This is a genomic window from Streptosporangium vulgare (assembly GCF_042428775.1).
Lineage (GTDB): Bacteria > Actinomycetota > Actinomycetes > Streptosporangiales > Streptosporangiaceae > Streptosporangium > Streptosporangium vulgare.
Window position 1 is genome coordinate 24,011 of the sequence record NZ_JBHMBS010000005.1, and the last position, 14,389, is coordinate 38,399.

10 protein-coding genes and 1 pseudogene are annotated in these 14,389 nt (G+C 71.6%); 5 read left to right on the top strand and 6 right to left on the bottom strand.

Annotated features, from left to right (window positions below):
* Positions 1-64: 64 nt before the first annotated feature.
* Both ACFFRH_RS12200 and ACFFRH_RS12205 read right to left on the bottom strand, forming a co-directional pair.
* Complete coding sequence (locus ACFFRH_RS12200; protein ID WP_344743186.1) at positions 65-4,363, bottom strand: Pls/PosA family non-ribosomal peptide synthetase; 4,299 nt, start codon at positions 4,361-4,363, stop codon at positions 65-67.
* Positions 4,337-5,537, bottom strand: a pseudogene (locus ACFFRH_RS12205) (RNA-guided endonuclease InsQ/TnpB family protein); the annotation flags it as partial. The pseudogene ACFFRH_RS12205 and the gene ACFFRH_RS12200, both read right to left, overlap by 27 nt.
* 349 nt (positions 5,538-5,886) lie before the next feature.
* Here ACFFRH_RS12205 and ACFFRH_RS12210 point away from each other — a divergent pair.
* Positions 5,887-6,402 carry a methyltransferase family protein gene (locus tag ACFFRH_RS12210; protein WP_344743188.1) on the top strand — a complete coding sequence of 172 codons (516 nt, stop codon included), beginning with the start codon at positions 5,887-5,889 and terminating at the stop codon, positions 6,400-6,402.
* A gap of 252 nt (positions 6,403-6,654) precedes the next feature.
* Here ACFFRH_RS12210 and ACFFRH_RS12215 read toward each other — a convergent pair whose 3' ends face one another.
* The 3 genes from ACFFRH_RS12215 to ACFFRH_RS12225 form a co-directional block, all read right to left on the bottom strand.
* Positions 6,655-7,443 (bottom strand): nickel/cobalt transporter, encoded by a 789-nt coding sequence (locus ACFFRH_RS12215; protein ID WP_386156258.1) that lies wholly within the window; start codon positions 7,441-7,443, stop codon positions 6,655-6,657.
* Positions 7,440-8,105: a hypothetical protein gene (locus tag ACFFRH_RS12220; protein WP_344743190.1), complete on the bottom strand. Its 666-nt coding sequence runs from the start codon at positions 8,103-8,105 to the stop codon at positions 7,440-7,442. The genes ACFFRH_RS12215 and ACFFRH_RS12220 overlap by 4 nt, the downstream gene beginning before the upstream one ends.
* Positions 8,106-8,302: 197 nt before the next feature.
* Entirely contained in the window at positions 8,303-9,976 is a 1,674-nt protein-coding gene (locus ACFFRH_RS12225) for a purple acid phosphatase family protein (protein WP_344743191.1), read from the bottom strand.
* Positions 9,977-10,272: 296 nt separating this feature from the next.
* Between ACFFRH_RS12225 and ACFFRH_RS12230 the strand changes: the two genes are divergently transcribed.
* On the top strand, positions 10,273-10,785 hold the full coding sequence (locus ACFFRH_RS12230; protein WP_344743192.1) for a hypothetical protein: 513 nt from the start codon (positions 10,273-10,275) through the stop codon (positions 10,783-10,785).
* Between the two features lie 217 nt (positions 10,786-11,002).
* On the opposite strand, the gene ACFFRH_RS12235 is transcribed toward ACFFRH_RS12230, so the two are convergent.
* Positions 11,003-11,992, bottom strand: coding sequence for a LuxR C-terminal-related transcriptional regulator (locus tag ACFFRH_RS12235; protein ID WP_344748420.1), 990 nt, complete (start codon positions 11,990-11,992; stop codon positions 11,003-11,005).
* A 365-nt stretch (positions 11,993-12,357) separates the two neighbouring features.
* On the opposite strand from ACFFRH_RS12235, the gene ACFFRH_RS12240 reads away from it, so the two are divergent.
* From ACFFRH_RS12240 to ACFFRH_RS12250, 3 genes are all read left to right on the top strand, one after another.
* Complete coding sequence (locus ACFFRH_RS12240; protein WP_344743193.1) at positions 12,358-12,726, top strand: hypothetical protein; 369 nt, start codon at positions 12,358-12,360, stop codon at positions 12,724-12,726.
* A 150-nt stretch (positions 12,727-12,876) separates the two neighbouring features.
* On the top strand, positions 12,877-13,011 hold the full coding sequence (locus ACFFRH_RS12245) for a hypothetical protein (protein WP_344748416.1): 135 nt from the start codon (positions 12,877-12,879) through the stop codon (positions 13,009-13,011).
* A 73-nt stretch (positions 13,012-13,084) separates the two neighbouring features.
* Entirely contained in the window at positions 13,085-14,383 is a 1,299-nt protein-coding gene (locus ACFFRH_RS12250; protein ID WP_344748415.1) for a SidA/IucD/PvdA family monooxygenase, read from the top strand.
* Positions 14,384-14,389: the final 6 nt, after the last annotated feature.

Sequence of the window (14,389 nt, forward strand, 5' to 3'; positions counted from 1 at the left end):
CTTCCTCTGTTCTTCGCGCGCCATCCTCACCGGGCCCACGTCGCGATCGAGTGTCACTCGTGCGCTATCGCCGGGCCCACGCCGCGATCGGGTTGCCGAACCAGCGGGTCCCGGCGGGCACGGACTCGCCGCGCATCACCAGGGACGCCGGTCCCACCGTGGTGTTCTCCCCGATCGTCGCCGCGGGCAGGACCACCCCGTGGGGTCCGAGGGTGGAGCCGTCCCGCATGAGGACAGTATCGATGCTCATCACCCGGTCGTGGAACAGGTGGGTCTGCAACACGCATCCCCGGTTCACCGTCACCCCGTCACCCAAACCGACCAGGTCGACCTCCGGCAGCCAGTAGGTCTCGCACCACACCCCCCGGCCCACGCGGGCGCCCAGGGAGCGCAGCCACAGGTTCAGCGGCGCCGTCCCCAGCCAGCGCTGGGCGAACCAGGGCGCGGCCAGCACCTCCACGAAGGTGTCGGCCAGCTCGTTGCGCCACACGAACGAGCTCCACAGCGGCCGGTCGCCCACCGCGATCCGGCCCACCAGGACCCACTTGGCCACGGTCGCCGTCGCCGCGGCGAGCACCCCGCCGCCCAGCACCGCCACGCCCGACAGGGCCGCCGCCGCCGCGAAGCCGTACGCCCCCGCGAGCCACTCCAGGGCCGCCGCGACGAGCACGGCCACCGCGACCGTGCACATCACCGGCACCACGCGGCACACCTCCACCGCGGCGCGGGCGAACCTCAGCCTCGGCGGCGGGTCGTAGGTGCGGCTGCGGTCGCCCTCCTCCGCGGCCCTGCGCAGCTCCACCGGGGGCATCCCCAGGTACGACGAGCCCGCCTTGGCCTTCTTCGGCGCCGCCGACAGCACCGCGACCAGCCCGTCCTTGGGCACCTTGCGCCCCGGCGCGGTCATGCCCGAGTTGCCGAGGAACGCGCGCTTGCCGATCCGCACGTGGTCGACCCGCAGCCGCCCGCCCTCCAGCTCGTACGGCGCGACCATCGTGTCGTCGGCGAGGAAGGCGCCGTCGCCCACCGAGGTCATCGAGGGCAGCGCCAGCACGGTCGACAGCTCCACGTCCCGGCCGACCTTCATGCCCAGGGCGCGCAGCCAGGCGGGGGTGACCATGCTCGCGTACAGCGGGAACAGCCAGACCCGCGCCATCGACATCAGCAGGCCCGTCGCCCACGCCTGCCAGGCCTGACGGCTGTGCACCGGGTGCTGCCCGGCGTGCAGGCCGACGGACAGCAGCCGCACCGATACCACGGTCAGCAGGGCGAAGGCGGCCATCGAGACGACGGTGGCCAGGGGCACCCCGTACAGGACGGAGGCCAGGGTGGGAGCGCCGTCGCGCAGCAGGACGGCGAGGCCCGGCAGCGCGGCGATCACCGGGAGGACGCCCAGGACCAGCGCGGACAGCCCGTAGACCGTCGCCCAGTGCCACGAGCGCGGCGGGCGGGCGGCGGACGGCGGGCGGGCCTTGCCCATCCGGCTCGCGGGCACGCCCGCCCAGCGTTCCCCGGACGGCACCGGGCCCGCCACCGCCGAACCGGGCGCGACCTGCGCGTTCTTGCCGATCTTCGCCCCGGGGAAGAGGGTCGTCCTGGCGCCGACCGTGGCGGAGGCGCCGATCTTGATCTCGCCGACGTGCACCTGGTCGCCGTCGATCCAGTAGCCGTTCAGGTCGACCTCGGGCTCGACGGCCGCGTACCTGCCCAGCTTGAGCATCCCGGTGATCGGCGGCATCGAGTGCAGGTCCGCGTCGTCGCCGACCTGGGCGCCGAGCGCCCGCGCGTAGTGGGTGAGCCAGGGGGCGGTGGACACCTCGCCCACCCCGAGCCGCTCGGAGAGCCGCTCGGCGAACCACAGCCGCAGGTGCGTGCCGCCGCCCCTGGGGTACGTGCCGGGCTTGAGGTCGCGCAGCAGCAGCCGGGCGCCGCCCGCGGCGAGCGCGATCCGCCCCGCGGGGCTGACGAACAGCAGCGCGCCCGCGAGCACCCACCACCACGAGACGACCGGGGCCCAGGGCAGGGCCACCAGGTTGTTCAGCGCGGCCAGCGCCACCACCCAGCGCAGCGCGCCGACGCTGAGCAGCGGCACGGTGAGCGCCGCCTGCGCGATCGCGGCACGGCGCGGCATCGGCGTGACGATCCGGTCGGTGGTCACGATCTCCGGCGCGTCGAGCGCCGACAGGTGCCTGCCGAGCCGGGACAGCGTCGGGTTGTCGTAGACGTCGCCGACCGTGACCGCCGGGTAGCGGGTCCGCAGCGTGGAGACCAGCCGCGCCGCCGCGAGGCTGGTGCCGCCCTCGGCGAAGAAGTCGCCCTCGACGCCGCCCAGGATGTCCAGCCAGCACTCGGCCACCCACGGGTCGACGTCCGGCACCCCCGCCTCGGGCGTCCCGGCCTTCTTGGGCAGCGGCCAGGGCAGGGCGTCCCTGTCGATCTTCCCGGAGGTGCGCGTCGGGAGCTCGTCCACCAGGGCGATCCTGGGGACCAGCGCGGCGGGCAGGGAGTGGCGGAGGCGGTCCCTGGCGTCCTCCTGGTCGAACTCCTCGCCGGGCACGACGTAGCCGACGAGCAGCTGGTGGCCCCCGCCGGTCGTGCGGACCGCCGAGGCCGCCCCGGCGACCCCGGGCAGCGCCTGCAGCGCCGCGTCCACCTCGCCCAGCTCGATCCTGCGCCCGCCGAGCTTGATCTGCTCGTCGGCCCGCCCGACGAAGATCAACCCTTCGGGTTCCGCCCGCACCAGGTCGCCGCTGCGGTAGGCGCGCTCCCAGCCGAGCGACGCGAGCGGCGCGTACTTCTCCGCGTCCTTGGCCGGGTCCAGGTACCTGGCGAGCCCGACCCCGCCGATGACCAGCTCGCCGGTCTCGCCCATCGCCACCGGCTCGCCGTCCTTGCCGACGACGGCGAGGTCCCAGCCCGCCAGCGGCAGCCCGATCCGCACCGGGCCCTCCCCGGTCAGCGGCGCCGCGCACGCCACCACCGTCGCCTCGGTCGGGCCGTAGGTGTTCCACACCTCGCGTCCCGGCACGGCGAGCCGCTCGGCCAGCTCCGGCGGGCACGCCTCGCCGCCGAAGATCAGCAGCCGTACGTCGTCGAGCGTCTCGACCGGCCAGAGCGCCGCCAGGGTCGGCACGGTCGACACGACCGTGATGCCCATGTCCAGCAGCCACGGCCCCAGGTCCATGCCGGTGCGCACCAGCGCGCGCGGCGCCGCCACCAGGCAGCCGCCGTAGCGCCAGGCGAGCCACATCTCCTCGCAGGAGGCGTCGAACGCCACCGACAGCCCCGCGAGCACCCGGTCGCCGGGCCCGATGGGCTCCCCGGTGAGGAAGAGCCGCGCCTCGGCGTCCACGAACGCCGCCGCGTTGCGGTGGGTCACCGCGACGCCCTTGGGCCTGCCGGTGGACCCGGAGGTGAAGATGATCCACGCGTCGTCCTCGGGACCCGGCCGCCCGCTGCCCCGGCTCCGCTCCCGCTCCCTGTCCCGGCTCCCGTACGTCACGGAATCCCCGCCTCGCGCGGTGACCGTGTCCTTGCGCCGGGACGCCGGGACAGTGCTCCCGGTGCTCCCGGTGCTCCCGGTGCTTCCGGTGGCGCGGGCGGCATCGCGACCGATGCCGTGCAGCTCCGCCGCGTAGTCGAGCTCCGATCCGCCGGTGCGCAGGGGCTCCGGCGCGAGGCGCTCGGGGCGGGGGACCGAGGTGAGGGCGCGTCCTCCGGTGTGTTCCCCGGCGTGCCCCTCGGAGTGTCCCTTGGTGAGTCCTTCGGAGTGGCCAATCTCACAGTCGGCGCCGTGCTCGGCGGCTTTCCCGCCGACGTGCCCGTCACGGTCGGTCCCGCGTGCCGTGGCGTCGCCGGGGGAGGGGGCGTCCAGGTGCTCGAACGGGTCGCCGTAGGGGGTGATCTTCCCGCCGTCGCCGATGACGGCGCGGACCCGCGCCTCGCCGAAGACCAGCTCAGCCCGCTCGTCGGGGTCGTCGGCGTCCACCGGGACGTAGGCGGCCCCGGCGGTGAGCACGGCGACGATCGCGACGTACAGGCCGACGGTGCCGGAGGGGATCCGCACCCCGACGCGGTCGCCGCGCCCGACCCCGGCCGCCCGGAGCTCCAGGGCCATCCGGCCCGCCTCGGCGCGCAGCCCGGTGTAGTCGAGACGGGTCCGCCCGTCGTCCAGGGCGAGCGCGTGAGGGTGACGTCGCGTGGTCTGGTCGAGGATGTCCAGCAACGTCCTGGCCTGCGGCGCGGTCCCTCCGGGCAGGAGCGCTCGCGGCGGCACGCCGGTGTCGGCCGGTAACGGATTGACCTTCTCCCCTCCCTGAAGGGAGGGGATTCCCAGGGTCGCCCCAGGGGTTTCCTGTTTCATCGGGCCGTGCCTCCCCGGAAGCCTCCGGGACCGGTCTTACCAGCCCTCCGCAGGCGTTTTACCTCTCGACCAGCCCGGCCGCGAGAATGTTTCTGGCCGCGTTCACGTCCCGGTCGTGAGATGTCCCGCAAGCGGGACAGGTCCACGACCGGACGCTCAACGGCATCGACTCGTTGACGTGGCCACAACCGCGCGCAGAGCACAGTTTCGAGGACGGGAACCACCGGTCCACGACCACGAGTTCGCGCCCGTACCACTGGGCCTCGTACTCCAGCATCGAGCGGAACTCCCGCCATGAGGCGTCGGAGATGGCGCGCGCCAAAGAGTGGTTGCGCACCATGTTGCGGACGGTCAGGTCCTCGATCGCGAGCGTTTGGTTCTCGCGCACCAATCGAGTGGTGACCTTGTGCAGGAAGTCCCGCCACCGATCGGCGATCCGGGCATGGGCGCGGGCCACCTTCACCTTTGCCTTGACCCGGTTCGCGCTGCCCTTCGTCTTGCGCGACAACTCGCGCTGCGCCTTGGCCAGCCGTTCGCGGTCGGCCCGCTCGTGGCGCGGGTTGGAGATCTTCTCTCCGGTGGAGAATGTGAGTAGATGATTCAGCCCGGCGTCGATCCCGACCGTCTGCTCGACGGGCGCGAGCGGGCTGGTCTTCTCTTCGACCAGCAGTGACACAAACCAGCGCCCGGCCGCGTCGCGAGAGACCGTCACCGTGGACGGCTGCGCCCCCGCCGGCAGAGGACGCGACCACACGATGGCCAGTGGCGCGTCCATCTTCGCCAGCTTCAGCACGCCTTCCCGAAACGAGAAGGCGTTGTTCTGGAACGTCGCCGATGCCCGCGACGTGCGCTTGGACTTGAAACGCGGATAGCGGGCACGCTTGGCGAAGAAGTTGTTGAACGCCACCTGCTGTTGCCGAAGCGCCTGCTGGAGCGGCACGTTCGACACCTCGCGCAGGAACTCCAGGTGCGGGTCCTGCTTCCACGCGGTCAGCCATTTGGAGGTTTCCACGTACGAGGTCGAGACGCGCTCGTCTGTGTAGCGGCGGTTGCGTTCGGCCAGCGCCTTGTTCCAGATCAGCCGGACACACCCGAACGTGCGGACCAGTAGATCCGCTTGCTCGGGGGTCGGGTGGAAGCGGTATTTGAAGGCCCGCTTCACGATCTGGGACATGCCTAACATGATCCTGCGTGATCATGTTAGGCATGCTGGCCGGTTCCGGCCTATCTTCGCCCCGAACGGCGGAGCCTGCGGCCTTTGCGGACGAGATCAATGTCTTCCCCCATGTGTACGTGCCCTGCGGGCCCGGGACAGCCTACGTGCACGGGGTTAACGCATTTCCTCCGTGAGGCCGTACCTCATATGAATCTTCCCTTTCAGGCATATTTCACCCAGATGGCCGTGAGGGCGTGCTGACCCTTGACGCCTCTTCCGGTTCGATCTTAAAGTCAACACACAATGAATTAATCGCCGCCGGCGACGGTCGTACGCCTCCGGCGGCCTGTCACGGGAGTGTGGCGCGATGCGCAGGACGCCCGCCGCCGTCGGGACCACGATCTTCTTCGCGCTGGCACCGGGCACTGTCGCCGGGCTGCTGCCCTGGTGGATCACCCACTGGGAGGTGGGGGACTTCCTGTCCGCGGCGCCGTCCTGGATCGCGCTGCCCCTGCGTCTCGCCGGCGCGGCACTCGTCCTCGCCGGGACCGCGGTGCTGGTCGGGGCGTTCGTCCGGTTCGTCGTGGAGGGCCTCGGCACCCCCGCCCCGATCGCCCCCACCGAGCACCTGGTCGTCGGCGGACTCTACGGGCACGTCCGCAACCCGATGTACGTGGCGGTCTTCGCGATCATCATCGGGCAGGCGCTGCTCCTGGGCCGCCCGGTCCTCCTGCTGTACGCCGCCGTCGCGGCCGTGCCGGTCGTCGCGTTCGTCCGCTGGTACGAGGAGCCGGTCCTGCGCCGCGCGTTCGGCGCCGAGTACGAGAGGTACCGCGCGGCGGTGCCCGGCTGGTGGCCCCGCTCGCGCGCCTACGAACCCTGACCGGCCGCCGCGCGCCGACGGCCGCCGGCGATGTCGTCGGTGGCCGTTCGTGCGGGGGCGTGCGGGGACCTCTACGCGCGAACCCGTCTCGCAATCACGGTGGAGCGGTTGGGGCGATGAGAGATGATCATGCTGTTGACGTGCGGTGATCATCTCGTTGTGGGACGGAGGTGGGACGGGCCCGACCGGATTCCCGCCGCGGCACGCCGGTGTCGTCCGGCGGCGCCGCTCGCGGTCCTCCCGACGCGCCGTTCAGCCGGTCACGGCGCTTATCGCCGCGACGAGATAGAGACCACCGGCGAAGGAGACCACGACTCCGGCGGCGGCCGGAGCCCAGGCCAGTGCGGCGGAGGCCCGTGACCACCCGCGGGCTCCCCGGGCCAGCAGCGCGTACCCACGGATCGTCACGACGCCCACGCCGGTCAGGGTGAGGGCCATCCCCAGGCCGAAGGCGGCGACGAGCACGACGGCGTCGAAGGCCCGGCCGGTGAGCAGCCCGCTCATCAGGACGACGAAGGCCGACGGCGAGGGCAGCAACCCGCCGGAGAGGGCGAGCGCGACGAGGCCCCGGCGCGACCAGGGATCCGTCCCGTCCTCGACCTGATGCCCATGCCCGTGGCCGTGGCCGTGCCCATGCCCGTGCTCGTGGTGGGTTCGCGGCTGGTGCCGGTTCCGTTCCCGCAGGTGGCGGTAGGTGAGGTGGGCTCCCACGCCGATCGTGACCAGTCCGGCCGCGACCTGCATCCAGGCGGTGACGTCCTTCGTGCCGAAACTCGCGGCGCCGCTCAGTCCCACCCAGGCGAACGCCAGCATCAGCACCGAGAAGGTGTGCATCAGCGCCACGATGACTCCCAGGCGCAGCGCGTCGCGGTAACCGCCCCGGGTGCCGACCAGGTAGGCCGCCGTGACGCTCTTGCCGTGGCCGGGGGCGACCGCGTGCAGGGCTCCGGCGACGAGCGCGACGGCGAGGGCCGCCCAGAAGACACCCCTGTCGTCGAAGAGCGAGACGAACCGGCTCTCGAAGCCGCCGAACTCCGTCACGACCGCCCGCCCGTCCCGCGCCGCCTCCACAACGCGGCGAACACCCCCGCTCCGGCCAGCAGTACGGCGGCTCCGACGACGACGCTCGTCGTCCCCGGGGGCGGGCCGCTCCCGCCCGCGCCGGAGAAGGTCAGGCGCCGGGTGCTCTCGGCCTCGGTGAGAAGCGTCCGCCCGGGAGTCGCGGGCGTCTCCGCGACGAGCATCGTCCGGTACGCCTTGTTGAGGTCGGTCAGGGCGGCGACGGTGACGTCCAGCTGCGTGACCGGGCTCTGACAGTCGAAGACGAACCGGGCGCCGGCGGTGACCAGCTCCCGGAGCTCCTCCAGCCGGCTCTCACACCGCCGGCCGCCCTGGGCGACCGTGACCCGGTCCAGCAGGTAGGTACGCAGGGCCGGCGACCGCTCCAGTTTCTGCTCACCGGTCAGCTCCGTCGTCACGGTGCCGGTGGCCGGGTCCTCGAACGCCCCGATCGACTGGCCGAGCGCGACCCAGTCGTCCTCGGCCGCGAACCACGAGATGGTCACGCGCGAGCCGTCTGCCCCGATCCGGGCGGTGGACGGTGGCCCGAAGGGGTGGGCGGCGGCGGACATGGCGGGGGACGCCCAGCCGCCCAGGACACAGACGAGCAGCGTGCCCGCCAGCACGCGGGTGTGGATTCTCAACGGATCTCCTGTTCGCACGACTCCGGCGCGTCGCGGATTTCGGCACGGCTCCGGTACGGCTCCGGCGCGTCGCTGGTTTCGGCACGGCTCCGGCATGACTCCGGCTCCTGCGCGACTCCGGCATGACCCGGGCGTGGCGCGCCGGTACCCCCGGGCGCGGGGCCGCCGTCACGGCCGCCCCGCGCCCGGGGAGGCCACTACCTGGTGACCGTGACGACCGGGCTGGTGATCTTCTGGTTGGCGCTGTCCAGGTACACCACGTAGGTGTCGCCCTTCTTCGCCTTGCCCGGCAGCCTGAAGGTGTAGGTCAGGCGGCCCAGCTCGTCGGCGGTCCGGACGCCGATCGAGTCGTCCCTGTCGTGCCCGTGTCCCCTGTCGCGGTCATCGGCCTTGCGCAGGTAGACGGACACGCGCTCGCCCGGGTCGTAGCCGTACGCGGAGATCTTGAGCTCGCCGCGCGTCCCGACGGTGGTCCTGTCGACGGTGACCTGCTCGCCGACGGTGTTCTCCGGGGTGCGGAGCTCGTTGACCGTGCGCTCGCCCGCCTTGTTCTTGCGGATGACGAAGCCGTCGTGGTGCTCGCCGTTGGCGTAGCGGGCCTCGAACGTGATGCGGTCGGCCTCGACGTCGATCAGCTGGTAGAGCTGGGTGTTCTGGCTCTTGCTGACGACCTCGGCGCCGTTGCCGGTCCAGTTCTCGCCGTTGTTGAGGGCGTACATCTTGCCGCCGGAGACCGACACGACGTAGGCGACGCCGTTGTTGACCGTGACCGACTTGCGGGCGGTCGCCACGTTGCCGCGGCCGTAGGAGTGGTCGTGGCCCTGCAGGACCAGGTCCACACCGTACTTCTCGAACAGCGGGCCCCACTGGTCACGTACGGCGGGGTTGTTGCGGGTGCCGGTGGTGGAGTAGACGGGGTGGTGGAGGGTCACCACCGTCCACTTGTTCGGGTTGTTCTTGAGCAGGCCCTCCAGCCAGGTGGACTGCGCGGCCATCAGGGCCGGGGTGCCCTGCACGTTGGAGTCCAGGCCGATGAAGCGCACGCCCTGGTAGTCGACGGTGTAGGCGGTCTGCTTCAGCTCGGGGTTGCCCGGCCCGTTGTCCGGATAGGGGAACTGCGGCCGCCAGAAGGCGGACAGCCCGCCGCTGTACTCGTGGTTGCCGGGGATCGAGAGGTTGTTGACCTGGCCGTCGATGAAGCCGGCGGCCTTGTACCACTGGCCCCACTGCTCCTCGCTGTTCGCGGAGTCGATGAGGTCACCGGCGTTGACGATCATCTTCGCCTGCGGGCGGTCGGCGAACGCCTGGCGGAAGACGCGCGGCACCGCCGAGTCGATGTAGTTCTGCGCGTCGCCGTAGTAGATGAACGAGAACGGCTGGAGGACGGCCGCCGCGGTGGTGAAGTCGCTCCACTCGGCCCAGTTGGTGCCGTCGCCGACCCGGTAGGTGTACCGGGTGTTCGGCTTCAGGCCGGTGAACTCCACCGTGTGGTAGATGGAGGCGTACCCGAGGGTGGTGTTGACCGGGGTGGTGCTGGTCGCCCTGACGTTGGCCACCGCGCCCGCGGCCGGTGCCACCGAGCCGAGCGCGCGCGGGGCCTCGAGGATCTCCGCCTGCGCGGACTCGGCGTCGGCCACGGCCCGCCAGGTGACCTTCTGGCTGGTCGACGGAGTGGTGGTCGGGGTGAGGATGACGCGGTCGGGCATGGGGGAGGGCTTGTGGATGTCGGCGGCGGGATATTTCGGCGGCGCGGCGGCGCCGAACGCCACCGGGCCGAACGCGAGGCCGCCGAGGAGCAGCACGCCCGCGCCCGCGGCCGACAGCTTCGTTCGCCGGGATCCGGTGGGCCGGGGCATGTTGACTTCGCCCATCATGAGCTCTTTTCCGGGGGAGGAATCACTGTCCGCCGAGGGAGTGCGGCGGACGTCCGTATTGATCCAGAAAAGATCGTCAAATGCCTGTATGGAGGCTTGCGTCTGAATGAACATGTTCCCTCTGGAACCTGTGGCCCCGGCCGTACCGCCGATGTCGCCGGAAGTCCGCGCGCCCGCCACCCGCCGTTGCCCGCCCGTTCCGCGGACCACGCCTATGGTGTGGCCGACCAGCCGTCGAACAGCGGAGTCGCTCCCCGGGTGAGGAGCCGCTTCACGAGGAACAGGATGTCCCGTTGACCGTCACCCGCCAGGCCGGCCCCCGTCGGCCCGCCCGTCGCCGGACCCTGCTCCTCGGCCTCGTGGCGCTCGGGACACTGGTCCCGCCGCCGACCGCGACGGGGGCGGCCGGACCGACGATCAAGGACGAGACCTTCGTCACCGCGCGGACGAGCGGCATCCTGCACATCGAGGCGGGGGAGTGCTTCACCGACCCGGCCTACTCCGAGGAGGAGGGCGAGGTCGTCGTGTTGTACACGCCCTGCCACGAGCGGGCGGCCAACCAGTCGTACGGCTTCGTGCACGCTCCCGAGGGCGGGTGGGATCAGGCCGCGCTGAGCGCGTTCGCGTGGCGGAGCTGCCGGCGGGGGTTCGACAGCCACTGGAGGGGCGAGGCGGCCTCGGGGCTGAACTTCTACCCGATCCTGCCGACCAGGGAGACCTGGGCCGGGGGCGACCGCGACGTCATGTGCGTGGTCTACAGTCCCGGCGGCCCGATGGACGGCTCGGCGCTCCCCGCGGCGAGATGAACCTCGTTCACGCCGGAGCCGGGACCGGAGCCGGGGCCGGAAGCAGGGCCGGGGCCGAAGCGGGAACCGGAACCGGAGCCGAGGTCAAGGCCGGGACCGGAACCAGGACCGGAACCAGGGGCGGAGCCGGAACCGGAGCCGAGGGCAGGGCCGGGGCCGGTTCCGTGTGCCGCGTCGCCGCCGGGCGACGGAGGACCCGGGCGGCTCGTGAGCGTGGTCACAGGCAGGACGGCAGCCATCCCCTGGCGGCCGCGAGGTATCCGGCCTGGAAGCGGCTGCGGGCGTCGAGCCGTTCCATCAGCTCGGCGGTGACGCGCCGCAGGGTGCGCACCGAGACGTCGAGCCTGCGGGCCACCGCCTCGTCGGTCAGTCCCGTCGAGAGCAGGCGGAGCACCTCGCGCTCCTGGCCGCTGAGGCCCTTCTCGTCGCGCCTGCGCTCCTCGCCGAGAGGGCTGGCGGCACCCCAGGTCTGCTCGAACAGGGCGATCAGGGCGGCGACGACGCCCGCCCCGTGCAGCAGGACCGCCCCGACGCTGCTGTCGGCGGGGTCCGTCGGCAGCAGGGCCGCCCGCCGGTCGAAGATGAGCATCCGAAGCGGCAGGCCGGGGGTGGTGCGGACCTGGCCGCCGTTCCCGGTGAGCCAGGTCGCGTACCCGGTGGTGGCCTGGTCGTTGCGGACGCTGTCGGGGTAGACGATGCGGATCGCCACGCCGCGGTCGAGCAGGGACTCGTCCAGCGGGCGGCTCGCCGCGAGGTTCTCCGCGGTCTGGGCGCTCTTGGGTTCGAACCCGAGCAGCTCCTGACGGCACTCGGAGACCAGCTCCTCGATCCGGTTGCGGATCGTGTCGATGCCGACGAGCGACTCGGAGCCGTCACCCGGGCGCGCCGGGTTGTGGTCGCCGTAGGCCGCGATCATCTGGGCGACGGCCGTACGGCTCCGCTCGATCTCCTGCTGCTTCGCCAGCAGCGCGGCCTCCTCCCGGGCCAGCAGCGCGGCCAGCCCCACCTCGGGGCGGACCAGGCGCAGCACGTCCGGCTCCTCCCACGAGGGGCGCAGGAGCGAGAGCTTGGCCAGCTCGTCCAGGGTGGCGCGGATCCGGTGGACCGGCCATCCCAGCTCCAGGCTCAGCTCGGTCACCCCGTACGAGGGGTTCTCCAGGATGGTGCGGTAGACGGTTTCCTCGGCGGACCCGATGCCAAGCAGCATGAGCACGACCCCTCCACGGTTCGAGCATGACCGAGACGCGATCCGATGGGCGGGGCCCACGACGATCACAGTCTGAAACTAGCCGGGGGCAGTGATGACCGGGTTACGCGATCGCCCTGGTTTCTCCCGAAACACGCCGACCCCCCAAGACCCTTCAGGGCCTGCTCCGCGCCGTGAACGGAGGCGTGCGCGCCGCCCGCCGAGGACCCTCGGAAAGCGGGGATCCCGGAGGTTCGCGAGGCACCGTCCGGGGGCCTCCGGAGCCGGGACGCGGGGGCGCCGCGCGATGGCATGATCCTGCCACGCCACGGACCTGCCAGGGGAAACACCTGGTGGATTCGCCGCGCGCGAACCACGGTCGATTCATGTATCTCATCAACGCGCGCCTGCGCGCCCCCGAGATCGAAGGCCGTCCGGCCCCGGCCGGCGGGCGGATACCCGCGCGTGAGCTCCGGCATCTGCTCCTGGTGCTGGCGGAGCCCGCCGACGGGATAGAGCACATCTACGGCGAGGAGCATCCCGCCGGAATCCACCTCGGTCTCTTCATCCGCAGGCCCACCCTCGACGAGGCCGAGAGCGCGGCGGCCCGGTTGTGCCTGCGCGCCCTCGGCGTCGTGCCCGCGCTCTCCGGCTGGTCGCTGGTGGCCTGCGGCACCGATCTCGACCTCGCGCTCGGGCGCCTTGAGGCGTTCGACGAGGAGGCCTGTCAGCGTCCTGCCATTGCAGCGCGCTGACAGGCTCCGGTACTTCCGGAACCCACTCGGATCGGCCAAGAATCGAAGTGTCAGAACGAAGCGGGAAATATCCGGAAAAGCTAATCCGGAGAGCTCCCGTGAAACAGGAAAAGGGCGCCGAGAATCGCCGGCCGAAAGGAAAGAAGAACCATGAGCACCACATTCCGTTCCATCGCCCCCACCCTCGGCGCCCACCCGCTCACCGCCACTCCCGTTCCCGGGACGAGGGCCGGCCTCGCGGCCACCGCGGCCCTCGTCCCGGCCGGCGGAGCCGGCTGGCAGTGAGCCGACCAGGAGAAACCCAGAAACCATTCGTCACGGGCACCGCGCCCGAGAAGTCGTCCGGGAGGCGACCACCGTGAAGCACCAGGAAGTCGAGTTACTCGCCCTCGGCGCAGGGCCGTCCAACCTCGCCCTCGCCGTGGCCCTCGAAGAGCTCGCTCCGGAACTGGCCACCAGAACGCTGATCATAGAGCAGCACGAGAACGTGGTCTGGCAGCGGGGAATGCTGCTGCCCTGGACCCAGAGCCAGGTCTCCTTTCTCAAGGACCTGGTCACGCTGAGAAATCCGCAGAGCAGATTCTCCTTCGTGAACCACCTGCACTCCGTGGGAAGGCTCAGTGAATTCGTCAATCTGGGCAGTTTCACCCCGTACAGAATGGAGATCTCGAACTACCTGCTCTGGGTGGCGGAGTCGCTCGCCCAGGTGCGCATCGAGTACGACCGGCGCTGCGTGGCCGTCGAGCCGGTCCTGACCGAGGACGGCGGCGTCGAGCGCTGGGTCGTCCAGCTCGCCGACGGCTCGACCATCGGCTGCCGCACCCTGGTGGTCGGCGCCGGCCGCGACGCGCACATCCCCGAGGTGTTCGGCACGCTTCCCCGCGAGCGGATCATCCACAGCACCCAGTACAGCCAGGGGATCGCCGGGCTCGACCACGACGCCCCGCACCGGGTCGCGGTCATCGGCGGCGCGCAGAGCGCGGCCGAGATGCTGTGGGCCACCCACCAGAACATGCCCAACGCCCAGTGCACGATGGTGATGCGCTCCATCGGCCTCAACGGCTACGAGAGCAGCAAGTTCACCAACGAGCTCTTCTACGCCTCCTTCGTCGACGAGTTCCACCGGTCGCGCCCCGACGCGCGGCGCCAGCTCCTCGGTGAGATGCACCGCACCAACTACGCGGGACTGTCCCCGGGCCTGCTGGAGAACCTCTACCGGCAGATCTACCTGGAGCGCCTCACCGGTCAGGAGAGGATCCGGATGATCACGATGGCCGAGATCGCCGGGGCCAGGCTGGAGGGCGACGAGATCGTCCTCACCCTCCAGGACAGGAAGAGCGGCGGCTACGACGAGCTGCCCTGCGACGTCCTGCTGCTCGGCACCGGCTTCGACCGCCGGATGCCCGGGCTGATCCGCGACCTCGCCGCCAGGGCCGGCCTCGGCGAGATCGGCGTCGACCGCTTCTACAAGCTCTCCCTGCCCGCCGGCTCGGGCGCCTCCTGCTACCTGCAGGGCGTGAACGAGGACACGCACGGCATCGCCGACTCCCTGCTCAGCACGCTGGCCAACCGGGCGGAGGAGATCGTCTCCGACATCCAGGGCAGCAACGCCGCCGCCGAGCTCCTGGCGCCGTTCGCCCTCCCGATCGCCTCCTGATCTCTT

Bases quoted from the DNA above. Each gene is read 5' to 3' on its own strand.
- ACFFRH_RS12235 (WP_344748420.1), bottom strand. From the start codon at position 11,992: ATGCTGCTTGGCATCGGGTCCGCCGAGGAAACCGTCTACCGCACCATC.
- ACFFRH_RS12240 (WP_344743193.1), top strand. From the start codon at position 12,358: ATGTATCTCATCAACGCGCGCCTGCGCGCCCCCGAGATCGAAGGCCGT.
- ACFFRH_RS12200 (WP_344743186.1), bottom strand. From the start codon at position 4,363: ATGAAACAGGAAACCCCTGGGGCGACCCTGGGAATCCCCTCCCTTCAG.
- ACFFRH_RS12245 (WP_344748416.1), top strand. From the start codon at position 12,877: ATGAGCACCACATTCCGTTCCATCGCCCCCACCCTCGGCGCCCACCCG.
- ACFFRH_RS12210 (WP_344743188.1), top strand. From the start codon at position 5,887: ATGCGCAGGACGCCCGCCGCCGTCGGGACCACGATCTTCTTCGCGCTG.
- ACFFRH_RS12225 (WP_344743191.1), bottom strand. From the start codon at position 9,976: ATGGGCGAAGTCAACATGCCCCGGCCCACCGGATCCCGGCGAACGAAG.